The organism is Bacteroidota bacterium, from assembly GCA_030706745.1.
Classification (GTDB): domain Bacteria; phylum Bacteroidota; class Ignavibacteria; order Palsa-1295; family Palsa-1295; genus PALSA-1295.
This window is the reverse complement of record JAUZNX010000021.1, coordinates 20,797-46,465: the sequence shown is the minus strand read 5'-3', so window position 1 is coordinate 46,465 and position 25,669 is coordinate 20,797. Positions and strand designations below refer to the sequence as shown.

General features: G+C 52.7%; 28 protein-coding genes and 1 pseudogene. 11 read left to right on the top strand and 18 right to left on the bottom strand.

The features are described 5' to 3' along the window. On the bottom strand, positions 1 to 194 hold a 194-nt coding region (locus Q8902_15385), incomplete at its 3' end, for a hypothetical protein (GenBank protein ID MDP4200942.1). Between the two features lie 137 nt (positions 195 to 331). On the opposite strand from Q8902_15385, the gene Q8902_15380 reads away from it, so the two are divergent. The 3 genes from Q8902_15380 to Q8902_15370 all read left to right on the top strand — a co-directional run bounded on the left by Q8902_15380 (position 332) and on the right by Q8902_15370 (position 3,199). Beyond that, positions 332 to 952 (top strand): hypothetical protein, encoded by a 621-nt coding sequence (locus tag Q8902_15380; GenBank protein MDP4200941.1) that lies wholly within the window; start codon positions 332 to 334, stop codon positions 950 to 952. Positions 953 to 1,298: 346 nt separating this feature from the next. Continuing rightward, entirely contained in the window at positions 1,299 to 2,654 is a 1,356-nt protein-coding gene (locus Q8902_15375; GenBank protein ID MDP4200940.1) for a hypothetical protein, read from the top strand. A gap of 245 nt (positions 2,655 to 2,899) precedes the next feature. Then, a complete protein-coding gene (locus Q8902_15370; protein ID MDP4200939.1) occupies positions 2,900 to 3,199 on the top strand; it encodes a hypothetical protein in 300 nt (99 codons plus the stop codon). Positions 3,200 to 3,220: 21 nt separating this feature from the next. On the opposite strand, the pseudogene Q8902_15365 reads toward Q8902_15370, so the two are convergent. After that, a pseudogene (locus tag Q8902_15365) lies at positions 3,221 to 3,400 on the bottom strand (hypothetical protein). Between the two features lie 283 nt (positions 3,401 to 3,683). Between Q8902_15365 and Q8902_15360 the strand changes: the two are divergent. From Q8902_15360 to Q8902_15345, 4 genes are all read left to right on the top strand, one after another. Further along, complete coding sequence (locus Q8902_15360; protein MDP4200938.1) at positions 3,684 to 5,951, top strand: hypothetical protein; 2,268 nt, start codon at positions 3,684 to 3,686, stop codon at positions 5,949 to 5,951. A 4-nt stretch (positions 5,952 to 5,955) separates the two neighbouring features. Next, the gene (locus Q8902_15355; protein ID MDP4200937.1) at positions 5,956 to 8,730 is read left to right on the top strand and encodes a T9SS type A sorting domain-containing protein; all 2,775 of its coding nucleotides are present in this window, start codon (positions 5,956 to 5,958) and stop codon (positions 8,728 to 8,730) included. A 17-nt stretch (positions 8,731 to 8,747) separates the two neighbouring features. After that, positions 8,748 to 9,056 carry a hypothetical protein gene (locus Q8902_15350; protein MDP4200936.1) on the top strand — a complete coding sequence of 103 codons (309 nt, stop codon included), beginning with the start codon at positions 8,748 to 8,750 and terminating at the stop codon, positions 9,054 to 9,056. 100 nt (positions 9,057 to 9,156) lie between these two features. After that, positions 9,157 to 9,360 carry a hypothetical protein gene (locus Q8902_15345; protein ID MDP4200935.1) on the top strand — a complete coding sequence of 68 codons (204 nt, stop codon included), beginning with the start codon at positions 9,157 to 9,159 and terminating at the stop codon, positions 9,358 to 9,360. On the opposite strand, the gene Q8902_15340 is transcribed toward Q8902_15345, so the two are convergent. From Q8902_15340 to Q8902_15270, 15 genes are all read right to left on the bottom strand, one after another. Beyond that, a complete protein-coding gene (locus Q8902_15340; GenBank protein ID MDP4200934.1) occupies positions 9,361 to 9,780 on the bottom strand; it encodes a secondary thiamine-phosphate synthase enzyme YjbQ in 420 nt (139 codons plus the stop codon). Between the two features lie 3 nt (positions 9,781 to 9,783). After that, on the bottom strand, positions 9,784 to 10,638 hold the full coding sequence (gene folP / locus Q8902_15335; GenBank protein ID MDP4200933.1) for a dihydropteroate synthase: 855 nt from the start codon (positions 10,636 to 10,638) through the stop codon (positions 9,784 to 9,786). Between the two features lie 53 nt (positions 10,639 to 10,691). After that, positions 10,692 to 10,844 (bottom strand): hypothetical protein, encoded by a 153-nt coding sequence (locus Q8902_15330; protein MDP4200932.1) that lies wholly within the window; start codon positions 10,842 to 10,844, stop codon positions 10,692 to 10,694. 17 nt (positions 10,845 to 10,861) lie between these two features. After that, entirely contained in the window at positions 10,862 to 11,545 is a 684-nt protein-coding gene (locus Q8902_15325; protein ID MDP4200931.1) for an LON peptidase substrate-binding domain-containing protein, read from the bottom strand. 176 nt (positions 11,546 to 11,721) lie between these two features. Beyond that, on the bottom strand, positions 11,722 to 11,922 hold the full coding sequence (gene iscX, locus Q8902_15320) for a Fe-S cluster assembly protein IscX (protein MDP4200930.1): 201 nt from the start codon (positions 11,920 to 11,922) through the stop codon (positions 11,722 to 11,724). A 14-nt stretch (positions 11,923 to 11,936) separates the two neighbouring features. Beyond that, on the bottom strand, positions 11,937 to 12,272 hold the full coding sequence (locus tag Q8902_15315) for a 2Fe-2S iron-sulfur cluster-binding protein (protein ID MDP4200929.1): 336 nt from the start codon (positions 12,270 to 12,272) through the stop codon (positions 11,937 to 11,939). Positions 12,273 to 12,364: 92 nt separating this feature from the next. After that, positions 12,365 to 12,997: a superoxide dismutase gene (locus tag Q8902_15310; protein MDP4200928.1), complete on the bottom strand. Its 633-nt coding sequence runs from the start codon at positions 12,995 to 12,997 to the stop codon at positions 12,365 to 12,367. A 33-nt stretch (positions 12,998 to 13,030) separates the two neighbouring features. Then, on the bottom strand, positions 13,031 to 14,920 hold the full coding sequence (gene hscA / locus Q8902_15305) for a Fe-S protein assembly chaperone HscA (protein ID MDP4200927.1): 1,890 nt from the start codon (positions 14,918 to 14,920) through the stop codon (positions 13,031 to 13,033). 21 nt (positions 14,921 to 14,941) lie between these two features. Beyond that, positions 14,942 to 15,526, bottom strand: coding sequence for an SIS domain-containing protein (locus Q8902_15300; protein ID MDP4200926.1), 585 nt, complete (start codon positions 15,524 to 15,526; stop codon positions 14,942 to 14,944). A 3-nt stretch (positions 15,527 to 15,529) separates the two neighbouring features. Then, on the bottom strand, positions 15,530 to 16,126 hold the full coding sequence (gene hscB / locus Q8902_15295) for a Fe-S protein assembly co-chaperone HscB (GenBank protein ID MDP4200925.1): 597 nt from the start codon (positions 16,124 to 16,126) through the stop codon (positions 15,530 to 15,532). A 96-nt stretch (positions 16,127 to 16,222) separates the two neighbouring features. Beyond that, positions 16,223 to 16,603, bottom strand: a complete 381-nt coding sequence (gene erpA, locus Q8902_15290) for an iron-sulfur cluster insertion protein ErpA (GenBank protein ID MDP4200924.1) — start codon at positions 16,601 to 16,603, stop codon at positions 16,223 to 16,225. Positions 16,604 to 16,643: 40 nt separating this feature from the next. Continuing rightward, complete coding sequence (iscU, locus tag Q8902_15285) at positions 16,644 to 17,057, bottom strand: Fe-S cluster assembly scaffold IscU (protein ID MDP4200923.1); 414 nt, start codon at positions 17,055 to 17,057, stop codon at positions 16,644 to 16,646. 20 nt (positions 17,058 to 17,077) lie between these two features. Next, complete coding sequence (locus Q8902_15280) at positions 17,078 to 17,407, bottom strand: hypothetical protein (protein MDP4200922.1); 330 nt, start codon at positions 17,405 to 17,407, stop codon at positions 17,078 to 17,080. A gap of 78 nt (positions 17,408 to 17,485) precedes the next feature. After that, entirely contained in the window at positions 17,486 to 18,718 is a 1,233-nt protein-coding gene (locus tag Q8902_15275) for an IscS subfamily cysteine desulfurase (GenBank protein ID MDP4200921.1), read from the bottom strand. A 10-nt stretch (positions 18,719 to 18,728) separates the two neighbouring features. Further along, the gene (locus Q8902_15270) at positions 18,729 to 19,127 is read right to left on the bottom strand and encodes an Rrf2 family transcriptional regulator (GenBank protein ID MDP4200920.1); all 399 of its coding nucleotides are present in this window, start codon (positions 19,125 to 19,127) and stop codon (positions 18,729 to 18,731) included. Between the two features lie 239 nt (positions 19,128 to 19,366). On the opposite strand from Q8902_15270, the gene Q8902_15265 reads away from it, so the two are divergent. From Q8902_15265 to Q8902_15250, 4 genes are all read left to right on the top strand, one after another. Next, positions 19,367 to 20,017, top strand: coding sequence for a riboflavin synthase (locus Q8902_15265; GenBank protein ID MDP4200919.1), 651 nt, complete (start codon positions 19,367 to 19,369; stop codon positions 20,015 to 20,017). A 97-nt stretch (positions 20,018 to 20,114) separates the two neighbouring features. Continuing rightward, the gene (locus Q8902_15260; GenBank protein ID MDP4200918.1) at positions 20,115 to 21,776 is read left to right on the top strand and encodes a hypothetical protein; all 1,662 of its coding nucleotides are present in this window, start codon (positions 20,115 to 20,117) and stop codon (positions 21,774 to 21,776) included. A 93-nt stretch (positions 21,777 to 21,869) separates the two neighbouring features. Beyond that, positions 21,870 to 23,528, top strand: a complete 1,659-nt coding sequence (locus Q8902_15255) for a hypothetical protein (protein ID MDP4200917.1) — start codon at positions 21,870 to 21,872, stop codon at positions 23,526 to 23,528. A 41-nt stretch (positions 23,529 to 23,569) separates the two neighbouring features. Further along, on the top strand, positions 23,570 to 24,961 hold the full coding sequence (locus Q8902_15250) for a hypothetical protein (GenBank protein ID MDP4200916.1): 1,392 nt from the start codon (positions 23,570 to 23,572) through the stop codon (positions 24,959 to 24,961). Positions 24,962 to 25,101: 140 nt separating this feature from the next. Here the strand turns inward: Q8902_15250 and Q8902_15245 are convergent, their stop codons facing one another. Next, the gene (locus Q8902_15245) at positions 25,102 to 25,668 is read right to left on the bottom strand and encodes a hypothetical protein (protein ID MDP4200915.1); all 567 of its coding nucleotides are present in this window, start codon (positions 25,666 to 25,668) and stop codon (positions 25,102 to 25,104) included. Position 25,669 lies beyond the last annotated feature (1 nt).

Below are 25,669 nucleotides of genomic sequence, written 5' to 3'. Positions count from 1 at the left end.
CGATTTTTTGCGGGACCGCGAAAATTATTTGAGGGATTGAGAGTAAGCTCTTGAGATTGAGAGAGGGAGAGATCGTAAAGGATCGAGAAGGATGTGTAAGAATAATCTCTGTAATCTAACGCTTTAGCGCGGGAAGTGACAGTAAATGATTCCGGCAAAATCACGTCTCGATCTTTTGCGGGATGCAAGGACATCCTGGTGCACGCTGTGAAAAACCGGAGAGATTTGGTACGCGTAAGTTTTACCTTCAGGAACTTTTTATAAGCGGGCCTATGCCTGTCCTAAAGACAGGCATACTGCAACTATTTTTCAACTAATCTTTTTGTCACTCATGAATGGAAACACTCCGCAATCCTGGTTTGACTTTCCCGTCATGCCGACCATGGACCCGCGAGCGATCGTGCAAACGATCAGCCTCGAAGATAATGCCGGCGTTCAGCAGGCAGCTACTTTTACTCGCAGCACTTTGTGGCTGCATGCTGGAGTGTGGGCTAATCCCCCACTCATCGTGACCCAAAGCCCCAGCGTCATTGGAAGCGTATCGGTGCCGAATACTTATGACTACGATTCGATTGAGCAGGCTGCTGCGTGGAATTCGCTGCATCTTATGACTGCCCCGAGCACCGGATTTCCGCTCGCTGTCGAGAAGATCATGTTCCTTAAAGCAGGGTCTGCCTTCCTCAATCACATTCCGCTCGATTGGACTGGCGGCACCACCGCGCACGACATACAATTTAGCTTCCGCGATAACTCTGTCACGAGCGGCGACTTCACCGCCGGTTCCAACGGCACGATCCCAGCATTTGCATTCCCAACTGCGCCGACTTACGGCGGCACCGCGCGCGATCTTCAGGTCACTGTGCTCCGGACCGGCCGCTTCAGCGTCGCGCTCCGTATCCTGGACATTGCTGGAAATTGGAGTCTGTATGAAATGGACTGGATTGTACTATAAACTCTGATACGTCATGGGATGTCCACCAGATTGCGGTCCATTCGATCCCGGGGAATGGAATCCTATTCTGTATCCATCGGGGGATGGTGTCTCTGCAACGCCTGCCCCAACAACGCCGGGCGGCACTTCACCTGTTTCGAATACACCATGGAATCCGACTAATCCCGACGGTACTACAAATCAGAATTACCTCCCAGACCTCACGCCGGGATCTTCGTCACTTGAGCCGCTTTTATTTCGAGATCAAACTTCAGAAAATACTGGTAATTTCCAGAACACAGAGAAGGACCCTACGTACGGTCCGCTCAAGCCTGCGGATCCCTGCGATATGTTGTCTTGGCACAACTTGCCGCCCACGACCGGAAGAGGTGGGCCACTGGATGACCTTCGTGCCAATTTGTCATGGCACTTTAAGGATCCAAAACTACAGCAACTGTGGGAGCGAATACAAACTGACGGGGCAATTTGGGACGCTTTCAATCAATACTTTAGCGAAGGGGATCCGCAGGATAATCCGACTTTTTTTCAGAAATGGCTCAATGATGCTAACAAGATGGGCATGGATGAGGCAAGCACGGTCGATTACGTCCTATGCCAATGGCTGGGGGCACACCCAGGTACTCTTCACGTCGACCCCGATTTCGCGGATGTTCTTTTCGACATCTTTAACAATTTCGGAAAGGTCGATCTCAAGAACCTCCTTTTTTACCTTAACGCGAAGCATGACGCTGATATCAACGACTTGGATTTAGGTTGGCTGGAGGCCGATGCCATCAAGATGTTTGGAATGCCGCCGGGGCAGATGCCCTGTGCCGGATCTCAGAAACAGTGGAATGCGCTCGCAGATGGGTACACAATGAATCCTGGAAGACTTCAGCACATGAAGCGGTGGATTTTTACCGGCGCATCGAAACATGGCCCCTTCACCGGACCGCTACCGACCGCAACACCTGTTACCAGGAACACTGGTGTCTTCTCACAGCCTCCGGCAAAGCGTGCTCCCAATGTGCGCAATTTGCGACAAGGTCCTGTAAGTTCAAGCGGCACCGCCATTAAGAACCCGCCAACTAGCAGCGAGTCACGAGGAGTCAGGATACAAAGACCAGCGCCCAATATAAACATACCGGATGTGACAAAATACATCCCGAAGCTCCATCCTGTACCGCTCCTTCACCCCTTGGCCCCTCCAGATCTTCGTTATACAGCGACGATGCCCTCAGATGCAGGCTATCACCCGACGCCTGTACCACTCCCCGACGACGTGATGGACTATCTGTCAAAGGCAGATTTCCTAAAGATCGGACAAAGTAACTGGACGGCTGAGGAGGTTACGCAACTTTCTTGGTCGGACCTATGGGAGATGCTCATGGACCCTGCCACGCAGGGAATTTTGCTCGCCCTTCTCGCTGGAGCATTAGGCATTGCTGTTGACAAAGATCTTACTCCCGATATCGTCAACACAACCCAATGGGAAGCAGACGAATTCTTTCTAAATACGACGTACAAGAAGCAGGCCTGTGATGCTGCGAAGAACTATCGGGATGCAAAGACCGCAGCTGACAGAAAAGCAGCGGCAGAGACTCTCCAAGAGCTGGAGATTGAGCGCTTTGTTGCAGCGAAGAGAACGGGCATACCATTGGTAGCTCCGCCAGATTGGTATGGAACATATCTTAAGATGATCAATACCGTCGGCTGTAAGTAATCGAGTGAGTAAAGATGAAATTGATCTCGCTTATAAGAGTCATCGCCATAAGTGGGCTTCCGCTCCTATCCTCTTGCCAGTCCACCATTTATGATTTTCGTGGCAATTTCAGCCAACTGTCTCTGTCGCAATGGGACAGTATGGAGCAGCAATACTTTAGAGAGGTTCGAACATTTAGATCGAACCACCCCCATGAATTAGAGCCACTTCCAAAACTCCAGTACTGGCCTCCGTTTCACCTCACGGTGAAGACTGTCAACGATACAGCTGTGTCAGGTACGCTGACTATCTCAGATTCAATCTCACATGACTCCGCAATCTGGACGTTCCTTTCTTCTGAATATGCACCTAATGGGGGTTACGTGTGTCCATTACGGCTTCGAGAAGGACACTACCACATCGCGTTCACCTTGCTGATTCTTGAGATGCTTCCTTCCAAGTACGGCTCCCCTATTGTCGATGGGCATTTAGTCGCAGATTTGCCGTCGTGGCATTTTCATGAGGAGACGATTAAGGATAAGTTTTACCATCTTAATTTCTTTTGAGGTACTAGGTGTACCAATCGATTATTGAACTGGCGTCCGGCCGTTGTTGAGTCGCTTAAAATATTGCACCTCCCGTTCGTGCTTTTCGGCGGCTTCGCGTGTTTTGAATGTGCAGTAGATGACCGATCATCCACGGAGGTTCCGGCGCTTGCCGGTCTTGGGGTTCTTCTTGCGGGAATAGAGACGGTATCGAGCGCCCACGCTCGCGCCGTCCTTGAGTCTTGCGAATCATGGTGTTGAGTGCCTCAAGCGGGATGCCAGCGGGGAATAACCACCCCCTACCCCCTCCTTGAAAAGGAGGGGGAGTTTCTTTATCTTTGAAACGGAGGGGGGAACCACCCCCCAGCCCCCTCCTATTCCGCTTCGCTTCATAGGAGGAGGAGCATGTTATTCTACTTCGCTGCATAGGAGGGGGAGTAATTCAGGATGAGAGTAGTAAGCGAGGAATTTTGCCCAGGTAAAATGGATTGTTAGGTTTTCATACATGTCCTTTCGCAGACTCTTTCTCGTTTTTGTTCTGGCCACGGCCCTCGAGAGCACCGGCGGCGCTCAGGTGCATACCTTCACATGGGTAAACTTGCAAGGCAACACGCTGGGCGGCGCGACCTACGCAATCGCCGCCGATGGGCAAGGCAACTCATACTTCACCGGGACGTTCAGCGGCATCGTCAACTTCGGTGGCGTTACGCTTTCCGCACATGGTGTCAACGATGTGGTCATCGGGAAGTATTCGCGAATGGGTACGCTGCTTTGGGCCGCGCAGATTCAGTCAGTCAACCGGGCCCAACCTTCGGCAATTGGTGTCGATAAAAGCGGCAACGTCTATGTCACCGGTGTCCTGGCTGATAGTATATCATACGGCATCACCCCACCCCTAACGCTTCGCCTCTTCATTGCGAAGTTCGATCCCACGGGTCATCTTGTCTGGAATATTACTACGCAAAATGCCTCGACGATTTCCGCGAACGGAATTGCCGTGAGCCCATCCGGCCGGTCGCTCTATGTTACCGCGAATTCTCGCGGTGCAATCTTGATGGATATGGATTCGGCCGTGTACCCCATTCCGCTTGGGATGCACACGATGCGACTCGATACGAACGGCAGCATCCGTTGGATCCGAACCGACACGGCTACCGCGCGGAGCCTGTGCCTGGACTCGGCGGAGAACATATACATCGGCGGAAGCTACGTGACATCCGCGACGATTGCCGGTATCTCGATTAAGCCCTCGAAGAACAATCAAGCGTTTGGGTTTGCGGCCAGTTACGATAGCGCCGGAAACTCGCGATGGGCGATGGCACTCGATTCCATTGGGCCGGGCACGCTCTGCTACTCCTATGGATATATTTTCGGCGGCAACGGCCCGACGGTCATGGCTGCACGCATTTCGAGTGACGGCGCCGCAGTGAAGTATCTCCGAAATGCGGGTACGGTGCTCGGCGTCTCTTCGATCGCTGCCGATGTGATTGGGAATATCTATTTGGTCGGTCGGCTGACGACAAATCTCGTGATCGATACGGTCCGAAGTCACGGCGGGACGTTCTATATTCTCAAGCTGGACACTGCGCTCCGAGCACGTTGGGTTACATCATGGTACGATGCGCAAAATGCGGGAGGTATCTTCGCACCCTCGCTGACGGTCGATACATCACAGGGATTGTTCATCGCTGGCGACATTCGGGGCCTGTCCTATTTCGATGGAATGAAGATGACTCCAAAGGCGAGTGAAAATGGCTTCGTCGCCGAGCTTACGGTTCAGGACCTCTCCTTCTCACTTCCGGATGAGGTTACACTCTGTCCTGGAGATTCGGTGCCAGTGGCGATTCGAGTCGATGGAGATCTCTTCCTTTCGAATACATACGATGTCCAACTTTCGGATTCGCTCGGCAGGTTCGCGGCTCCCACCCACATTGGCTTCCGCAATGGCACTGGCTCATGCATAATCATGGCCGCGATTCCGCCGAAGCTGCATTCCGGCTCGAAGTATCGAATTCGGGTGATGGCAACATCTCCAGCGATTGTTACAGCGGATAATGGCTTTAATCTCGCTGTCTTCCCCGCTCCTACAGCAACGATCACGCCCAGCGGCGCCATCGACCTGTGCGAAACCGATTCGCTCAAGCTCACAGTCTCGGGCGGCGTCGGATGCCGATGGTCCACAGGCGATACAACACGCTCCATTGTTGTGCATGCGACAGGCTTCTATACCGCAACGACCTTCGGCGCGAACGGATGCTCAGCAATCGCGGCAGCCGCCCGGGTGACGTCCCGTGCTGCACCACCCGTCCCTGCTGTCACACGTGCCGGCAATACGCTCTATTCGAGTTCGCCGGCCAACAACCAGTGGAATCGTAATGGCATAGCAATCCCCGGGGCGACCCAATCAAGTTACATCGTTACCCGCAGCGGGACGTACACGGTGACGGTTTCAAGTGCCTATCAGTGTTCATCGATTTCAGACGATTTCGTGATCACATTCGAAGGTGTCAGCCCTGGATCGAAATCCGGTCAGGTCGCCTCGATTGATGCATCCGGCAACATTCAACTGAATAGTGCGGCCGGCTCGCACGTCGTCGTCAGCCTGTGCGATGTGCTCGGCATCGAATGCTTCAAGGTGGAACGGACTGTAGCTGAGCCGCGCGCCTCCATTCCGATCTCAGAAGCTCTCCGCTCACAACCGAATGGAGTTTACTACATTCGTGTTCAAACGGAGTCCGGAATTGTGATTCTCAAATATATTCACTTGCGTTGATCTGATGATGAGTAAGATCCTGCTCGCACTGTATTCCTTCTCGCTCGGTGCCATTCTGTATACGACGGCCAGTTTTCACCGCTCTGCGGAGAAGCATCTGATGCATTGCGAGCCGCTGACGGAGAATCTCGCCGCAAAGAATTATTGGGAGTGGCTTCGGTTACGCGACCCGGCCACTGGCGAAATTCCACGAGGCATTCATGTCCGCGAACTTGCTTATGCCCGCACACTGGTCCGAGGGCCGCAAGGCGATGCCATGGCCGATGCAAGCACTTCGATTCATACCAAAGACTGGCAGTCGGTGGGACCGTTCAATGCCGGCGGACGCACGCAGGCGATCGGAGTAGATGTTGCCAACAATGCCAACGTCTTGATCGCAACCGCACAGGGTGGCGTGTGGCGCAGCACCGATAGTGGCATGAGTTGGAATCGATCTACTGCCCCCGACGAACTCAAGGACATCATGTCGCTCGTGCAGGATCGTCGCGCGGGCAAGACCAATACATGGTACTGTGGCACAGGTGAATTGCTGAGCACGACAGATCGCCGTACTACTGTTGTTGGTCCCCCACGCTGGCGCACGACGGATATTGGCAACGGCATCTACAAATCGACCGATGGTGGCAAGAAATTCTTCGTGCTCCCCTCGACGCAAGACCAGACAGGCACGACGCTCGACAGCGTATTCGATGGTGTCTGGAACGTCGTCACCGATAATTCGAAGTCTGCGCAGGACATCGTGTATGCCGCCGGCTTTGGCGCGATTATGCGCTCAACCAATGGCGGTACGTCTTGGTCACATGTGCTTGGCGACCCTGCTCACCGGTCGTTTTGCACGGACGTTGAGATCACTCCGACCGGAATTCTCTATGCGTATCTCAGCCAGTATACCCTGGACGGCGCAACACCGACAACCGCAGGCGTTTGGCGATCCATCGATGGAGTAAACTGGAAGAATATCACCCCAATGACTTGGCCCACGGCGACGCAACGACTCAAAATCGCTATCGCGCCTTCCGATGAAACGGTAGTCTATGTTGCCGGCTCGAATGATGGGGCTGGCAATTATCCGGTGTTTTTCAAATACACGTACGTTTCCGGTGACGGCTCCGGAACAGGTGGGAAGTGGGAAGACCGCTCTTCCGAATTGCCCCCAGTCCAGGGAGATGTCGCCGGTGCCAGCACGCTTGGCGGCTATGCTGTTGCGCTGAAGGTCCATCCTCTGAATCCTGACGTAGTCTTTTTTGGTGGGACCAACCTATATCGATCTCCGGATGGCTTTTCCAATTCCTCTAACGTCGAATGGGTTGGCGGATACAACTACGATCAGAACGTCGAGCAATCATACCCGAACCATCATCCGGACAATCATGATGTGGCATTTTGTTCGAATAATCCGAGCAAGATGTATTCCGCCAACGATGGCGGAATTTACTTCACGCAGGATTGCCTCGCCGATCAGGACCCAAATCATCCCATTACATGGGCAAATCTGAATACCGGTGATCCCGCAAGCATCATTTATGTGGTTGCCATCGATCGGTATCGAGACCACGATACCTCGATTGTGGGCGGCTTCCAGGACCAGGGCTCCTGGTATCATTCTCCCGGAGATACGGGGAATTGGCAAATGGTTGGCGGTGGGGATGGTTGCTATTGCGCGATGGACAGTCAGTCCGTCATTGTTGCCTCGCAGTTCGGCTATGCATACCGGGAGTCGATCGACTCCAACCTTTGGTGGAGTTTACAGCCGGAAGGTATTTCGCAGCCGCAATTTGTCACGCCATTTATGCTGGATCCTGCCGACCAGGATCAGTTTTTTTACGTGGAGAATAATCACCTCTGGCGCAATTCCGACATTAATGGCGTTCCGCCCTTCACGAGCACCTCGACAAATTGGGCTCAACTCACCCAGTGCTTCGTCGCCGATGGGACTTTTATCACCGCTCTCGGAATGTCAGTTATTCCGGCGCATCGGCTCTATTTCGGCACCAGCGATGGACATCTTTATCGTGTCGACGGAGCCGACGGTGTCAACCCCGCGGCAGTCGAGATCACGGGTTCGATCTTTCCGAACAACGCGTTTATATCCTGCGTCGCGGTCGATCCCGAGAATGCCGATAAGATTGTCGCATGCTTCTCCAACTATCATGTGGTCAGCCTCTTTGCGTCCGATGATGGAGGAATCCATTGGCGAAATATTTCCGGCAATCTCGAGACGAATGCTGATGGTTCGGGCGACGGCCCTTCTACCCGCTGGGTGACGATCGTGCATCATGGCGGTGAAACCCTTTACCTCGTTGGAACGAGCGTCGGGCTGTTTTCCACCAGCGATATTTCCGGCAGCACCGTTTGGTCGCCGGAAGGATTATCGACGATTGGCCGCATCACCGTCGAAAACATCGACGCCAGACAATCCGATGGCTATGTTGCAGTTGCAACGCAAGGCGAAGGCGTATTCACAACTTATGTTACAACGGAGGCGGGTCTCAACCAAGGAGTAAATAGATCGGCCGCTATCGCACACAGCTTCTCTGTCAGCCCGAATCCGGCGCATGACGTGACAAGGATTTCTGTGACGCTTGCCGAGCCCCGCAAAATTCGGCTCCGCGCGGTTGACCCAACTGGACGAATTGCGCTGGTAATTTACGATGGAACAGCCGCTTCTGGCGCATCTTCGTTTGAATTCGATGCGGCGCGGCTCGCATCCGGCACTTATTATGTTGAGTTGATGAGCGATGAAGGTGTCGAAACGCGGCGCCTCGTAATAACTAAGTAATTGGGCAGACGACTCTAATGAGCGATCAAGAAGTATTCGAGAATCAGGACGACGCAAAGCGACGAGAGCCTGCTCATGTCGATGAGCAACGCGAACGCATCCTTGGTGCCTTCGGCGCTTTACATGAGCAAATTGGCCGGCGCATCAGCCATCAGGATGTCGAGCGTGTCGGTGATTTGCGCGAGGCCTTATTATCCGGTGACCGCCAACGGGCCGCACAGCACCTCGAGACGGCCAAATCCGAATCGAGTTGGCTTTACGAAGAGTTGATGAAACACCCGGAGATCTCAGCCATTCTGCGCGAGCTGAGTATTATGGGACTCTGAGGCATTCGGGAGACCAGTTATGGGTGACCCTCGGCTCCGGCGACTTCGGCGCATTGCCAGAACTCAAATGATAGTGGGGTTTGTACTCCTCCCCACTCTAATGCTAGCCTTCCTTGGGGCTCTTTTAAACATCAAATACGGCATCGAAGGCTCGAACGAACGATGGATTGTTGACCAAGCCTATGCTTTGGTCTATTCCACGTTTATCCCCGCCTTCATCATTGTTTTATTCGTTTCGGCCATGGGAGCATGGCTAGTTTCGCTCAGTAAGCAATTGGGTGAAGTCAACACACCTCACGAATAGCTATTCCCCGATAATCTTAATCAGCACTCGCTTGCGGCGTCGGCCATCGAATTCGCCGTAGAAGATTTGCTCCCACGGACCAAAATCGAGCTGGCCGCCGGTAATCGCCACAACGACTTCCCGACCCATGATCTGGCGCTTGAGATGCGCATCGGCATTGTCCTCACCCGTCTTGTTGTGATCGTACTGCGAGATCGGCTCATGCGGAGCCAGGTGCTCCAGCCATCGCTCGAAATCCTTATGCAGGCCGCGTTCGTCATCGTTGATGAAGATTGATGCTGTTATGTGCATCGAGTTGACGAGGGCCAACCCTTCGCGAATGCCGCTCTCGCCGATCGCCTGCTGGACCTCGTTCGTAATATTGACATAGCCCCACTCCGTGGGCACGTGCATCCAAAGTTCTTTGCGGTGCGATTTCATGGTTTATCGGTCTAGAATTTCGCGTATGACCGAGAGCGCTTGCGTTGTCTCCTTCACATCGTGGGTGCGAATGATTTTCGCTCCATGCAACATACCATAGCAGGCGGCCGCGATGCTACCGGTCACACGCTGCTTTGGCCATGGATTATTCCCCATGGCTCTACCGATGGTTGATTTCCGAGACACACCGAGCAGTAACGGAACATCAAGCGAACCAAATGCATCGTGATGCTTAAGAAGCTTCAAGTTATCTTCATAGCCCTTGGCAAATCCGATGCCGACATCTGCCAAAACAGTCTCAATCCCAGCTGAATGTGCGAGCAGAATGCGCTCTTCGAGGTACGATCGGACTTCGGAGACTACATCCGCGTATGCGTAGTCTTCAGTTTTCGTTTTCCGGAATCGCGGGCCGTGACCATGCATAAGTACGATGGGCGCCTTGTGCCTTGCAGCCGTGGCGAACATTTCCGGATCGGCTGTTCCTCCGCTCACGTCATTGATGAGGTCGGCTCCGGATTGCATCGCCGCGTTTGCGATAGCAGATCTTTGGGTATCGACTGAGATCAAGACGTTGTCATGATTCGAACGCAACTCGTGGATGACCGGAAGAACGCGTCTCAGCTCCTCCTCAAGTGGTACCTTGGAAGCCCCGGCTCCGTATGTCTGCCCTGCCGGCCGAGTGGACTCACCACCAATATCGATGATCTCCGCACCATCTGCAATCATCTGAAGTGCGTGATCCAACGCCGACCGGGCATCGAGATATGCGCCACCATCGCTGAAAGAATCGGGCGTGACGTTGAGAATGCCCATGATAATGGGCCCGGACGTACCGAGCAACGCAGTTAGCGAAGGCATTCGGTTCGGACGAAATGGCGGAGGATGATCCAGTCATCCTCCTCAAACATACTTTACGCTTCTGCCGGCGCAGCGACTGCCTTCTTGGGCGCACGCGGTGTGCGGCGCACGGACTTCGAGGCGGCCTTCATTTCGCGCGTTTTGCGTTTGACGCGCTCGACTGCCTTTTTGTGCTTCTTATTGACTTTCTTCGTCTTCTTGTTCATGCGTGGCTCGTTAATAGTTATTCTGCCGCGCCTGTATCGCCTTCAGGCGGCTTTTTGTTCCAGTTGACAATATATCCGTCATTTCGGATGAGGTCCTGGACCGTTTCAAACTCTTTGACTTTCGGCAATAGTTGTGTCAAAAACTCACGGAGCATGGAAAGTCGCTCGTTCTCGCTAGTTACGGAAAGCAAGGCCTGCCGCTGTGGGGCTTCCAGCCCAGATTTTTGCGCGATTTTAAACGATGGAAACCGGCTCTCTGCGTTCCAAACCGATTCGTCCAGGGGTGGAATTGTCCCTTTGTAGGCAAGCTCGGTCAATTCGTTGAACAGATGGATCGTTTCCCCCGCTAACCTGGAATCGCGTTCTTCAGGCTCGTCATCAAGCCAACGCACGGTTGCGAAGGATATCCGGTCCGGGCCGTTCTGTTCCAGATCGAGCACTTCATAACGCCGTTCTCCCTCCGTAATAATATCCATTTCGCCATCGGGCCGGCGGTCCAGCACCTCGACAACTCGTGCCGAGCATCCGACCGCGTGAAGCCGGTCTTCTTCAACATAATTAATGCCGAACGGCGAATGCTCCTTAACGGCCTGCTCGATGAGCTTTTTGTACCGATCTTCGAAAATGTGCAACGGAACCCGGCTCTCCGGAAAGAGCACAATCCCCAGCGGAAATACAGGAATGCGTTGAGATTCAGACATGATACAACCTATTACGTCATGCGATATTTGTGGATTCCAAACTACCTGGATGGTGAAAACTTATCATTCAACATCAGCCGTCGGGTAGTCACCTTAACCCAAACCGTGAAATCCCGTAAATCAATCTGGAAATTAGCCTAACATGATCATGATTGCGACAGCCGTTGGCGGCGCGATCATTGTTCCATAGTGAGTTCATACCATGCCATTTGGACGGCTTCGAGTTTCTTTTCATTCGAAGCATGAATTTCGTCCTCGAACCCTGGGAGATCGCCAATCCACTTAAGCAGATCGGTGAATCGCACCGCAAGCGGATCGACATCGGGATGCGCTTCCATCAGAGCTTCTGCAATATCCTCTAAGTCTGTCCAATACATGCGTCAAAATCTTCCTAATGCGCTCCCTCGTGAAATAGCTTCGCAATTGCAGGATTGAGCTGCGGAATTTCCACTACGTAGTCAAAATCATCTTGAATCTTGCACTGGCATCCCAAGCGGGATTCAAGCGCCAGCCCCTCGGCTTCATCCAATTGATCGGCCTCGTCATCCTCCATCTCCGGCAGCAAGTCCATGCCCTGTTTGACCTTCACGTGACAGGTTGAGCATGCGCAGACGCCACCGCAATTGTGTTGTAGGTCGATATTATGCGCAAGCGCGACATCGAGGAAACTCTCCCCAATGAGCGCTTCGCATGTGATGCCTATGGGCTGGAAGGTAACGGTTGCCAATGATAAGTGTTGAAATGTGAATGATGAATGATGAACAATGATCCAGAAGAGGTTCTTCTTTCATCATTCATCATTCTTCATTCACCATAATTCTATCGTGCGAGATACTTCAGGAAGCGTTGGTTGACTCGGCCCCAGTGAAGGTTGTTGATGAAATTGTCGATGTATGCCGCGCGCTTCGGACCATCCTTGTGATAGTAGGCATGTTCGAATACATCACAAGCAATGAGCGGAATTGCTCCCCAGACCGCTCCATAGTGATGCTCATCGACAAGTACGTTCTTAAGTTGTCCAGAGCCGAGCGTGTCAAATACGAGCAGGCCCCAGCCTGAGAGCTTCGCAGCCAGCGAGGTGGCTTTGAAATCTGTCTTCCATTCTTCGAACGAGCCAAAATCGCGGCTAATCTGATCCTTCAATTCGACGGCATTCGCCGGGTCCCCATCACCACCCAGGTTCTCCCAATAAACGTCATGCAAGATCGTACCGGAGTGATTCCAAGTCCATCGACGCTTGAGCTCGCCAAATTGCGAGTAGTTTCCATTCGCCTTTGCGGGATCGGCCTCGAGCAAGGCCTTCTCGATCTCGTTGAGCTTATCGACATAGCCCTTGTGATGGGTATTATAGTGCCAATCGGTCGTTTCCGCATCGACAACTTTACTGAGCAACGACTTCGCTTCTTCGTCCGAATACGGACGTTTCTTCAGTGTGAATTCGGTAGCCTTCATGTGAGTAAAAGAAATGTGATAGACTAGAAATGGTTAGACTTGCTCGAGCGTCCTGCCGGTCAGTGCTTCGGAGACAGTCGCATTCATAATTTCGTGTGCCAACGGCTCCGTGGCATGCTCCAAAATGTCTTGTTGCTTGATGATCTCTGCGGGCACGTTGGAATTGACTGCACGCCGCAGAGAGTAAAGCGCGTCGATTACGCTCGCCACATCGATCTGCTTTAATTTGGCGGCGGAAATACTTAGCTGGCCCCTACGCAACTGTCCCAATACTTTCTCGGTCGCGGCGAGAAGTCGCTGTGCTTCCGTCTTTGCTTCGACGAGCCTGCGGGCGGCAATATCCGCCGGAGCCTGCTCGATCGATTCTCGCAGCATCCGTTCGATTTCTTCATCGGTTAAACCATACGATGGCTTGACCTCGACTTCCTGCTCGATTCCAGTGTGCGTCTCACGAGCGTGCACCTGAAGAATACCGTCGGCATCAATGAGGAAGGTAACCTCCACCTTCGCGGCACCGGCCGTCATTGGAGGAATTCCTTTCAGAGTAAAGCCTGCTAAATGCCGATTGTCCCGGACGAAATCGCGCTCGCCCTGGAAGACATTGATCTCGACCCCCGTTTGATTGTCCGCGAACGTGGTATAGTTCTCGGTAACCTTTGTGGGAATCGTTGTATTTCGTGGAATGATCGTGCTCATCATGCCACCCATCGTCTCAATGCCGAGCGAGAGCGGAGTGACATCCAGGAGCAAAACATCTTTCGTGTGTCCGGCCAATACATTGGCCTGAATCGCAGCACCTAACGCCACAGTCTCTTCCGGATTGAGTTCATCGTGCGGCGTCCGTTCGAAGATTTCGCGTACAAGCGCTTTGACCATCGGCATTCGGGTCGCGCCACCCACCAGCACGACTTCATCGATTTCTTCGGGGTTTAGTTTGGCATCGCTCATCGCATCTTCGCATGGCTTGCGTGTGCGCTCGATTACCGACTTTGCAATCCGCTCGAATTCTGGAAGTGTCAGGTTTCGACGATACGCGACACCCGCCTCGGGCAAATCCAACTCGACCATCACGTGTCCTGCCGAGGAGAGAGCGATCTTAGTTTGCTCAGCAACATTTCGGATTTTCTGCAATTGCTCCGGGGTCGGCGTGAACCCCGCTACCATGTGCTGGATCTGCGTGATAAAAAGCTCCATGAGCCGGCGATCGATATCATCGCCGCCTAAATAGGTATCGCCATTCGTCGAGAGTACTTCGAAAATGCCGTTCTTGATCTTCAGAATCGAGATGTCGAACGTACCACCACCAAGATCATAGACAGCGACCGTGCCATCATTCTTTCGGTCGAGTCCGTAGGCAAGCGCTGCCGCCGTGGGCTCGTTGACGATCCGAAGGACATCCAATCCCGCAAGACGACCGGCATCTTTCGTGGCATGACGCTGAGCATCATTGAAGTATGCTGGGACAGTGATAACCGCACGCGTCACAGGTTCCCCCAGGTGGGTCTCCGCTCGTTTCTTGAGTTCGAGCAGGACATAACTAGAAAGCTCGATCGGCGTATAGAGTTTGCTGCCAATTTGAATGCGTACCAGACCCTCATCTGCCGGCACGAGCCGGTATGAAAGCATGCCCGATTCCTTCTTGACATCCTGAAATGATTTGCCCATCAACCGCTTGACGGAATAAACCGTATGTGACGCATCGCGCATGGCCATCTCTCGAGCCTTCTTACCAACGGCCGTGACTGCACCATAATCATCCAGCGTAACGACGGATGGCACAAGTGGACCATCCTCGCCAGAAATAATTCGCGCACGGCCCGAATCGACGTAGGCAACGAGGGAATTCGTTGTGCCAAGATCGATGCCGACCACATGGCCTGCACCAGCATTCGATTGTCCCGGCAGTTGAATTTCTAACGGCATTGGCAAATCTGGAATTTTAGATCAATATAACTCTGGAAAGAGCCTTCGCTCGGCACATTCGATCGTAATATGTATGATCTTTATGTGCAGTTCCTGGATGCGGTCACTCGTGTGACCCGGCACCACGATAGGAATATCGCATAGAGCGCTTATCGCGCCGCCGCCCTTGCCGAGCAGCCCGACAATCTTCATACCCTTGCGTTTCGCGGCCTCTGCGGCCAAAATCAAATTCTGGCTGTTACCCGAAGTGGTAATCGCAACAAACACATCCCCTGCAGCACCAAAGGCATCGACCATGCGCTCAAAGATATGCTCGAAACCGTAGTCGTTAGAAGTACAGGTAATGTGGGATGGATCGGAGAATGCCAGCGCTGGCATGGGCTTGCGGTCTTTGCGATAGCGGCCAGTCCACTCTTCCGCAAAGTGCATGGCATCACAATGGCTGCCACCATTCCCCGCGGAATAGACTTTTCCTCCGGCCTGAAATGTCTCAACGAGTAAATCGACAAAGGCTTCCACGTGGGACAGCTGCTTTGCATCTGCGAGGAAATCAGCAAGCGCTGTTTGCGCTTCCTGAAAACTTGCGAGTATGTGAGAATCCGCCATCGCTTAATGTTGAATAAATGCCGGCTTGCCTTGCTGGGCAGCCTGGACCGACCAGTGGAGCGTTTCAAGGTAAGCGCGTTCGGCAAGGAGTTGCGACATTCGTCCGAGCAACTCCTGATCGGCGTTGCTCAGCGGGCCGCCATTTTGCTCATGCAGATTGCGATCCCAGTGATTTGCGAGATTGTGACGTTCCTCATCCAGCGCTTCACGTCGCATTTGCAGTTCATCCGCAATTGCTTCCAATTCCTCCCGGTTTCGCATCTTGGCATCACGGCTTGTAGCCTGTTCTCGCTCCATAATCTTTTCCTGCGCATCCATCACAGTCATCAGCAACGCGGGCGGAACATTCTTTTGCTCGCCGACAGGGAAACCATACAGTTCAACCAGATGCCGAGCACGGGGAAGTTGTTCACGCAAGGTCCGATACGCCGCATTGATTTCACTCGACTCACTGAGCGCGCGGTCTCTGGTCTCCACTTCGCTTTGAACGTGCCGATCGGGATGCGATCTCGACTGCAGTTCGTGAAATCGCGCCTCGAGCATTTCACGGTTGACAGCGAACGTGCGGTCGATACCGAAGATCTGAAAGTGGTCGGTCATGTGAGAGTAACGAGTGATTGCGTAACGAGTAACGAGGCGCTGAACAACGAGCCGTCATTAACGGCTCGTTACCCGTTATTCGTTACACGTAACCAGCTACGCTCCAAACGAACTGCCGCAGCCGCACGTTTTGGATGCGTTCGGGTTATTAAACACAAACCCGCGGCCGTTAAGTCCGTCCGTAAAATCGAGTTGCGTGCCAGCAAGATAGAAGAGGGATTTGGGATCGACGAACAGTCGAATACCGTCGATCGAGAGGAGCCGATCGTTCTCCCGCTGTTCACTGTCAAAGCCCAGGGAATACGAAAGGCCTGAACATCCTCCACCCTTCACGCCAACGCGCAGGCCGTAGGTCTCAGGAATCTTGTTTGCTTCCATGATCTTTCGGACCTCGCTGGCTGCTTTTTCCGTCAGCGAGATTTCACTTTCGATATTCTCGAATGCCTTTTCAACGGTCGTCTCCTCTAACGAGGGCATGGTCATTAGATCTGCCATAGCTTTTTCTCCTTAATCATATTTACGCGACAGCAACAGCTTCCGCTGCTACTGCCGAGCGCTTCTTCTTAAAATCTTCAATCGCGGCTTTGATCGCATCCTCAGCCAGGACCGAGCAATGAATCTTCACCGGGGGCAAGTTTAGCTCCTTTACGATCACAGTATTTTTGATCGCGTACGCCTCATCGACTGACTTGCCTTTGATCATCTCGGTCGCAAGCGAACTCGATGCGATTGCGCTTCCACAACCGAACGTTTTGAACTTTGCATCCTCGATGGTCCCGGTTTCAGGATTGATTCGTAGCTGCAACCGCATAACGTCTCCGCACTCCGGAGCGCCGACAAGGCCCGTACCGACGTTCGGATCGTTCGGGTCAAGAGTCCCGACATTGCGAGGATGTTGATAGTGCTCGATTACCTTTTCTGAGTATGCCATAATATATCTAACAAGAAAACCTATTTTGCGCAGATTGCGACACCGACCGGCGCCGCACTATTGCTTGTTGCCAAGCGCGGCATCGGTCCGCCCTCGATTGTAAGCATGGCGTATGTCCCGCTATCAGGCGTCCCGAATTCCTGGAGGTTCAAGGTAAAGGCCTGATTGTCTACCTGCCTCAATATTCCTGAACCGATATACAAGCTTACGACTTCTGTTGCCATTCGTTCCGCTTCGGGTCTTGACACGGGTCCAGGCCCATTCGTCTCGAAGTAATCCTGAATTGCGTGCTGAATATCCCGAATAAAAATGTTCGACTTATGAAAGACTGGCTTCCGAGTGCGTCGCATGAAACTCAGAAGTACTTCTGGATTTCTGAAATATTGCTCGATGATGCCTTCATCCCTCATCGCCCAGTCTTTACCCTTTTAGTGTGCCGCCCACTCGATCTTCGTCAAATCAATGCCGGCCTTTGCCATCTCATAAAGTGGTGACATCTCGCGCAAATGCCGTACAGATTGCACGACATCTTTCACTGTGTAGTCACATTCCTCCTGAGTGTTGAACCGCCCGATTCCGAAACGAATCGATGTGTGCGCCAAATCCTCGCCAACGCCGAGCGCCTTGAGCACATAACTTGGCTCCAGACTGGCAGATGTACAAGCGGAGCCAGAGGATACCGCAATATCTTTGATGCCCATCATGAGTGCTTCGCCTTCGACGAATGCAAAACTCACGTTGAGATTTCCCGGCAGTCGCCATTCCGGCTTCTCGATCGGGTCCGGTCCGTTGATATAGATCTCGTCAAGCTCGGCTTGAAAATCCATCCACATCTTGTCGCGCATCGCTGCAATTCTCTTGGTATCGGACTCCATATCCTCGATGCAAATCTCCAGCGCCTTGGCGAGCCCGACGATTCCAGGGACGTTGAGCGTACCGCTACGCATCCCACGCTCATGACCACCGCCATCCATCTGCGAAGCAAGCTTCACGCGTGGACTCTTCTTGCGTACATAGAGTGCCCCCACGCCCTTGGGCCCGTAAATCTTGTGTCCGGAGATCGAGGCCAGATCAACATTCATTCGCTGAACATCGAACGGCACTTTGCCGACCGACTGCGTGGAATCGGTGTGGAAGATTACGCCCTTCTCGTGGCAGAGCTTTCCAATCGCCTCGATGTCCTGAATCACACCGACTTCATTGTTGGCGTGCATGATCGTAACGAGTACGGTCTTATCCGTTATGGCATCTCGGAGTAAGTCAAGATCGATAAAGCCTTCGCGCGAAACCGGCAGGTAACTAACGCGATGCCCCTTCCGCTCAAGCGACTTGCACGTGTCAAGCACCGCCTTGTGTTCGGTCGTGAGCGTGATGATATGATCGCCTTTCGAGGCATACATCTCCGCGATTCCTTTGATCGCAAGATTATCGGACTCGGTCGCTCCGCTGGTAAAGACAATCTCCTTCGGATCCGCGCCGATCGAACGTGCAATCGTCTCGCGCGCCCAATCTACTGCCTCCTCCGCCTTCCAGCCAAAGGCATGATTGCGACTCGCGGCATTGCCGAAATGCTCGACAAAGTACGGGCGCATCGCTTCGAAGACTCGCTCGTCCATGCGAGTCGTCGCATTGTTATCCAAATAGATAGGAAGTTTGACCATTTCGAAAATTCTACAATAATTTTGCGAGCGTGACGGAGTTTAGCGCCTGCTCCATCGTCCCTTGCAACAAGTGCATCGGACCCTTGATCGTGCAAACAGGCTCCCGAGGACAACTCTCACCATCTGACGTCGAGGTACAGGAGGTTATCGAGTTCTCCTGCTCGAGCGCGTTCACGACGCGCGTGAGCGTGATCTCTTGCGGCGCGAGCATGAGAGTATATCCGCCCCGTACGCCCTGGTACGAGCAAATCATCCCATCTCGCTTCAGATCTTGCATGATCTTGGCCAGCAAGTCATAGGAGATCCCATTCACGTCCGCCATCTCGCGGACCGTGGAAACTCCGCCACGCCGCGCAAGATGTTGCAGCGCGACAAGTCCATATTCGACCCGTTTTGATAGTCTGAGCATACCTGAGTACTCTAACATGATGTCGGACTGTAAAAGTCCTATATCTTCATAAAAGTCGTGAATTTTTTCTTGATCGTGGAATTGGATGAAAGCAGGCTCGGAATCCCGTGATGTACCTCTTCGGAACTAAGAGAATCGCAATGCGCCTTTCGGGGTCCATGATCAAAGAAGACTCACGCCTTGTCCCATACTTCATTCTATTCTCCTAATCCTTACCGTTCGTCGAACTCTTACCGTCTATGTTCACTGGCCTCATTGAAGAACTCGGCACAGTCGTTGACCGAATCATATCAGGGACGTCACAATGTCTAAAAATAAAGGCAGAATGCGTATTCCTGGAAGAGGGGCGGCAGAGTGAGTCTGAACCCAAAATCCTGCAAAATGGACTCAAAATCGGCGATTCCATTGCCGTAAATGGGGTGTGCTTGACTGCGGAACGCGTCACACCGCCCTTTTTTGAGGTCACTTGTGTACGGGAGACGCTGGAAAAGACGACCCTGGGTTCTTTGACAATAGGTACGAGGATCAATCTCGAACGTGCTGCGACTCCGATCACGAGACTTGGCGGCCACTTGGTCACCGGTCACGTTGATGGCATTGCCCGCGTGCTCGAAATCCGCGAGATGAATGGCAGTTGGGAATTCCTGTTCGGACTTCCTCCCGGCGCCGAACGCTACGTCGTCCCGATGGGCTCGATCGCCATCGACGGCATCAGCCTGACTGTCGCCGCGATTCAACAGCGGACTGTCAAGATCGCTATTATTCCTCATACCTTTCGTCATACGAACATCCAGAATTTGAAAACTGGTGACGAGGTGAACGTGGAACTCGACCAAATTTCGAAAATGGTCGAGCGGCTGATCGGTGGACGAGTAACAACGAGCGAGTAGCGAGACTGGGATCTCCACTCTTTACTCAGCACTCGTCACCTGTTGCCAACGATGAGTGTAAAAACTGAGTAACCGTAACTACTGTAAAGGATAGCACATGTCAAAAGGTGGAGGCGCCGGTAAAGTCTATTTTATTCTTTACCTTGCCGTTCTTCTCGAACTGCTGATCATCATCGTGGAACGCGATGACGCAGAAGATGAACTTCGCAAGGAGAAGCTCGCGCTCGAGGCAAAGCGCAAGCAGATTCAGCTCATTGCTGAGACGATCCTGAATTCACTGCGCGGGTCTGCGACGAGCGTTAGCTCGACCTCGGACCAGAGCATGATTATTGGCGATCCGAACGAGAAAGACGGACGTAATTTCAATGTCCGGGTCCGCGTTGCCGATCCCACACGCGATACCGTCAAAGATCTCGACTTGCATATCCTTCGTAATAAGGCTGAGATGACTGTGCTGAATATTGCGAAGGACTCTGTGAAGTATCCCTACCGGGTCGATGGTCACGATTATATTTATACGTACAACTTCAAGCCGATGTACGGCCAGGGTGAATACACTCTCCATTTCGACGCGAAGACGAATCAGATCGTCGGTGTTTCGGCCCAGCATTCGCCGGACGATACCGTCAAAATTGGCGCGGTTCACTTGACAGTACGGGAGCTATCGGAAGTAAAGGACGGTATTACCGAGAACGTCACCTTGCGCGGCTACATCGATTCGCTGCTCACCGGACTCTACGAGAACTTTGCGACCAATATTGGTTCGAACGAGTTCGTCGTAAATGTGAAGGAGAACCCGGTTGATAAGGTCGAACTCACACCTGAGTTTAGTCCAATGGCCGCATTCTCCGGTATCGAATTGTGGAATCGGATTAACGTAAAGAAAGCGCCCCTCACCGGCCCACGCGGTGTCACGATGGTGAAAGTCGATGGCCCTGGCGAAATCAAGCAGGTCGATTCCATATACTATTGGGTCTGGAAACCGGATGCTTCGACCGTCGGCCAAAGCTACACCGTTCATATCAAGGGTGAAGCCCACCGTGGTGGCGGAGCTAACGATTTGGCAACAACCGATTTCCCGGTCGTCGTCAATAAGTTGCAGAAGGCCGTTGCCGCGCCTTACTTCCCTGCGAACAAGAAGAACGAGGCGACACCATATACCCGCGTGACCTTCAAGGCCAACGAGAAGATCGCGAATCTCGACGGTATCTATCGGACTGAACTGTACCTGGCAGGCAATAAAGTCGCCACGCGAGAGGAGCCAAGCATCGAGTATACACCCGAGTTTATGAAGGACGAGGGTAAATCGCTCGAAGTGAAAGCATACTTTAAGTCGAGCTTTATGAAGGACTTCGTTGTCATTGATGATCAGACCTTCAAGATCGCTCCAACACCCTTCGTGGCCGTGGCAAATAACGACGGAATGACGGCTGGCGATGCTTTGCAAATCAAGGCTGCCTACGATACGATCTCTGGGGCACGGTACGTTGAAATCGGCTCCGATCATCTTAACGTTGAGTCGGATGGCTATTTTGACGTGACCGCGAAGAAGGAGCAGGGTAAAGGGAATCAATATTTCTTCGATGCGAAGGCGACAGGGAAGGTGAATACGATCAAGGCCAAAGATGGCAAGTTAATTGATCTGACAATCTCCGACCCGATCACCGGACAGACCCATACCACCCAGATCACGGTCTACCCGAAGGCCCAAGTGAAGGGCCGCGGACCAGGTGGTGGCGGTGGAGGCGGAATTCACTAACGAATATCCAGACCCTCCCGTCTTCTGGACGGGAGGGTCCCTTCTTCCTTCACCCAAAACGAGTTGATCAGAGAATTGCAAACCGAAACAAGAATGAAACGACAGCCTCAGTACAGAATCCGGTTACATGCGGCACTCGTAGTCGCTGCCACCTTCTTTTCCATCACGGCTCATGCTCAAACCGCTGAGGAAAAACTTCATGCGTTGACCCTGAAGAACGAGCGGATGTATCGTGAACTCAGCGCCATGGACGATAAAGGGTCCTCATATGCGTTCACGAATGTCACCGCATGGAAAATTACCGATGACGATTTAAAGAATCAGATCATCAAGGTCTATCAGGATAAGTATAAGGATAAACAGCTCAAGAACTTCGATATCGATAACGTGTACGTGTTCGCCGCTCCGACGAAGGGTGATCGGTACGAGCCGTTTCATATCCTGTTCATGGGCAAGCATGTGAATGTCGATACATCGGGCGGCGGGGAAGACATCTTCTTCGGTGGTGGTCGTAAGCGATCGAATACCAATGCGTCTGTTCCGGTGGCATTCAAAGGCCGTGAGGTGATTTCGGTCATGCAACATCAGCCAGCCCTCGATGATAATATCAACGCGATTCAAGGTGAACTCGTTGAATTGCCGGGCGATATCGCACCGCGCGGTGCGCAACTCATCAAGAGTTCGGACGAGCGCTACATCTTCCATGAGATGTTTACCGGCCCATATTCAAAGCGAGTCATCGTTAATGAGCAAGCTCGCATGTTGCAGCTTCCGACTTTTGATGAGGACATGCAAGCTACCGTTGACACGACCCAAACGGCTCTGCCGCCTGAGGCCGACGCCAGCGCCAGCTTAGCCCCGGAAGTTTTGAGTTCGCGTGCTTTCCGATATCAACCCAGGATCGATCTCTCGATCGATCACCTCGGTGTCAATATCTCGCGACAAAACGAAGTTGAGCTTCAACTCGGAAATCCTGAAGTGGGACTTCCCTTCTGGTCGAGTGGTGAGGCGCGCCTGTGGCTCAATATGCGCAATCAAATCGGGAGTGGCAGCGATTTCAAGCTTGGGCTTGATTTCCCAGCAAATCTCGGGCGCGATCAAGGTCAAATTTTCCAGGCCCGAAAGCTATCCGGCTTTTGGGGCGGGTCGTTGGCAGCATATTTCTCCGGTATCGACTTCTTCAGCGCCTTCAACATGCCGATGGCGTTCAATTTCAGCGTCATCCCGGCCGGCGGATATAATTCGAGCATTATTTACAGCGGCCTTGATGGCACCGATGATAAGGTTGGCAAGATTGTGCCGGGCTCCAAGACGTTCTTCCGCACCGCGTTTATAGGGCAGATGTATATTCCATTCATCGTCCAGCTCAATCAGACGAACTTCATCCAGTTCTCAGCCGGCGTTGGTATCCACCAGGTGAAGCTGAGCTGGATTCCCGCCTCTGATACGGAAGCGGCCAGTTGGGGCTATGGCGCCAATCAAGGCGGTAAGCTGCAAGACCTCATCTACCAGGGGAAAGCGAATGTCTCGACGCCGTTCACTCCACACGTAGCCATTGAATTGGTCAATCAGCTTTCAAACAAGTTTGGCTTGAACTTCCAATACGACCACCTCTTCACGTTTGGTGGCTGGTTAGAACTCATACCCGACCACCTGCGAATTGAAGCGAGTTACACCGCGCCACTCGTTCGTGATGCCAAACCATACGAACCGCCGTACTTCTTCGAAGTCACTCCGCGTATTTATTTCTAATTCCCAGAGCCATTCAATCCATCATAGCATACTTCATGACCATGACGAGACTTACGATGATCCTATTTCTGGGACTACTGACAGTCGCGCTCTGTGCGGCGGCTCCGAACGCGGTACGGGCCCAGCAGGGCGGTTCGCCAACAAATCAGATTTCGTCCCCCACGGCACCGCAGGAATCGCTTGCGGACTCGATCCGAAGAGCTGAGGCAGAAAACGAGGCTTTGACACGCATATTGAGCTCTATTGAGGTGATTGACACCGCCCGTCAAAGTGAACTGATCCAATGGATCATCACCGATCGTACGATCCGAAGCCGCGTGATCAGCGCCCTTCGCAAGGGCGGCTACCGCATAGCACCGAACTCTGTCGCCGAGATGACGGTAACCCAAAAACCTCCGATCAACGATAATGATATGGCGCTCCTTCGCCTCGTTATCGATACAATCAAGGTATTTGGCGAACCCAAACTCCATCAGATTTTCGGAAGCGACCAAGGCTCTCTCTATGAGAAGATCAACTCTCGCGATGGCTATGAGTATACGCTGATTTCGACCGAACCTTCCCAGCAGAAGGTACAATTTGTCGCAATGGATGCTTCACTTTTTGGTGGCGACATTATCTTCAAATCCGGTTTCGGCTTTGGAATCAACGTTGGTGATGACTACATCGGCTATCCATTCTGGCTTCCGGGCACGATTGGGACCTACGGCATTATCCGTCGTGGCACGACGGATTTCCGGCTTGGCATTGAGTGGCCACTTGGGAATTCCGGCGTTCAACCATTCGTGCTCTCGCAAGGCTTACAGATTCGCGAACGCAAGCTCACCGGCGCGATGGCATTCGCGGCTGAAGTGAAGCAGGACCTTGGGCTTCTATCGGAGCAATCGGGCAAGCTGCATTTTGGGCTTGAATTCCGTAATTCCTTCACTCCGAACCTTTCGAACTTCCCGGATTACGCAACCCAACCGCAGTACCGAACCGGATCTGGTGGGATTTCCACGAGGGGCGCGATTGATAGCTTATACTATCTCGCGATCTCGACACATGCCTACCTCTCCTATCGCCTGCCAGACCAGATGTTCCGCGGCGCATACGTTCAGGTCGGTGGCGGAATGCATGGCATACAGCCGGTAACGGTCGGTGCTGCTCCGGCTAATCCGAAGGACCCAAACAATACCGATCTAAACATCGTCGATCGTAAGGATTTTTGGGAGCCGTTTATTAAGCTCGGTTATGTGCACTCTTCGGATGCCGGCGATGAATATGGCGTGAGTGTCCAATACTCGAACGAACTGCTGACCGATGCATGGGTCAAGTTATTCTCATGGCTTCAGATCGAGGCAAAATATGCGACGGTCATCGGACGTGATCCATACCCGTGGGAATGGAAAGATTACGTGATGGTCTCGCCGAAGCTGACGCTGAATTTCTAAGAACGGCATCTGATTTTGGTGGAAGAAGGGCATGCGCCAAGCATGCCCTTCTTCTTTGGGTTCAAATCTTAATCCACTCTCAGAATCAATCCGAGAATTCGTCCAAATACCCATGTTAATCCCTGGAATCCCGCTTCGCACTATCGGTCCGGCACGTCGGACCAATCTGGTTGGATTACCTGCACTTCACTGCCAGGAAGTGCCTGAATGACGATGTCGTCGGATTCCATCCTACGGCTCCAGCCTTTGGTGAGAGTGTCACAGCCGAGAACAACCTGCGAGTAGTTGTTCTCCGAGAGAATTGAGAGTGGAAGCTGTGTTCCCTCGGCCATGCGGACATCCGATCGCTCAAGAACAATATTATGAGCGGAGTCAAGCGTCGTACCATGTTCTGTGACCGTCAAAATCATACCCGAATCCAACACATTTCGCTGTTCAACATCGGGCCGAATCAGAACCCGGAATCCAGTCCCATGGACCAACCGAATATCGGTCGTGAACAAGTACTGCGTGGCACCAAAATAATTGATGTTGATCGCACCGCCGCCATGCAGCGTCGTATAGGTGTGCCCCTGCTGGACGCTTGAAAGCTGCGTGAGTACCTTGCACGCCACAATGTGATCGCTGCCCATAGAGAAATCATAGGGCTTGCAGCCGCTTTCAAACATGAGCCCGAGCAGTGCGAGCAAAAATGCACGAGTTTTCATC

Coding starts and splice junctions, on each gene's coding strand:
- Q8902_15380 (MDP4200941.1), top strand. CDS start 332: ATGAATGGAAACACTCCGCAATCCTGGTTTGACTTTCCCGTCATGCCG.
- Q8902_15360 (MDP4200938.1), top strand. CDS start 3,684: ATGTCCTTTCGCAGACTCTTTCTCGTTTTTGTTCTGGCCACGGCCCTC.
- Q8902_15355 (MDP4200937.1), top strand. CDS start 5,956: ATGATGAGTAAGATCCTGCTCGCACTGTATTCCTTCTCGCTCGGTGCC.
- Q8902_15350 (MDP4200936.1), top strand. CDS start 8,748: ATGAGCGATCAAGAAGTATTCGAGAATCAGGACGACGCAAAGCGACGA.
- Q8902_15345 (MDP4200935.1), top strand. CDS start 9,157: ATGCTAGCCTTCCTTGGGGCTCTTTTAAACATCAAATACGGCATCGAA.
- Q8902_15340 (MDP4200934.1), bottom strand. CDS start 9,780: ATGAAATCGCACCGCAAAGAACTTTGGATGCACGTGCCCACGGAGTGG.
- folP (MDP4200933.1), bottom strand. CDS start 10,638: ATGCCTTCGCTAACTGCGTTGCTCGGTACGTCCGGGCCCATTATCATG.
- Q8902_15330 (MDP4200932.1), bottom strand. CDS start 10,844: ATGAACAAGAAGACGAAGAAAGTCAATAAGAAGCACAAAAAGGCAGTC.
- Q8902_15325 (MDP4200931.1), bottom strand. CDS start 11,545: ATGTCTGAATCTCAACGCATTCCTGTATTTCCGCTGGGGATTGTGCTC.
- iscX (MDP4200930.1), bottom strand. CDS start 11,922: ATGTATTGGACAGACTTAGAGGATATTGCAGAAGCTCTGATGGAAGCG.
- Q8902_15310 (MDP4200928.1), bottom strand. CDS start 12,997: ATGAAGGCTACCGAATTCACACTGAAGAAACGTCCGTATTCGGACGAA.
- hscA (MDP4200927.1), bottom strand. CDS start 14,920: ATGCCGTTAGAAATTCAACTGCCGGGACAATCGAATGCTGGTGCAGGC.
- Q8902_15300 (MDP4200926.1), bottom strand. CDS start 15,526: ATGGCGGATTCTCACATACTCGCAAGTTTTCAGGAAGCGCAAACAGCG.
- hscB (MDP4200925.1), bottom strand. CDS start 16,126: ATGACCGACCACTTTCAGATCTTCGGTATCGACCGCACGTTCGCTGTC.
- erpA (MDP4200924.1), bottom strand. CDS start 16,603: ATGCCCTCGTTAGAGGAGACGACCGTTGAAAAGGCATTCGAGAATATC.
- iscU (MDP4200923.1), bottom strand. CDS start 17,057: ATGGCATACTCAGAAAAGGTAATCGAGCACTATCAACATCCTCGCAAT.
- Q8902_15280 (MDP4200922.1), bottom strand. CDS start 17,407: ATGCGACGCACTCGGAAGCCAGTCTTTCATAAGTCGAACATTTTTATT.
- Q8902_15275 (MDP4200921.1), bottom strand. CDS start 18,718: ATGGTCAAACTTCCTATCTATTTGGATAACAATGCGACGACTCGCATG.
- Q8902_15270 (MDP4200920.1), bottom strand. CDS start 19,127: ATGCTCAGACTATCAAAACGGGTCGAATATGGACTTGTCGCGCTGCAA.
- Q8902_15265 (MDP4200919.1), top strand. CDS start 19,367: ATGTTCACTGGCCTCATTGAAGAACTCGGCACAGTCGTTGACCGAATC.
- Q8902_15260 (MDP4200918.1), top strand. CDS start 20,115: ATGTCAAAAGGTGGAGGCGCCGGTAAAGTCTATTTTATTCTTTACCTT.
- Q8902_15255 (MDP4200917.1), top strand. CDS start 21,870: ATGAAACGACAGCCTCAGTACAGAATCCGGTTACATGCGGCACTCGTA.
- Q8902_15250 (MDP4200916.1), top strand. CDS start 23,570: ATGACGAGACTTACGATGATCCTATTTCTGGGACTACTGACAGTCGCG.
- Q8902_15245 (MDP4200915.1), bottom strand. CDS start 25,668: ATGAAAACTCGTGCATTTTTGCTCGCACTGCTCGGGCTCATGTTTGAA.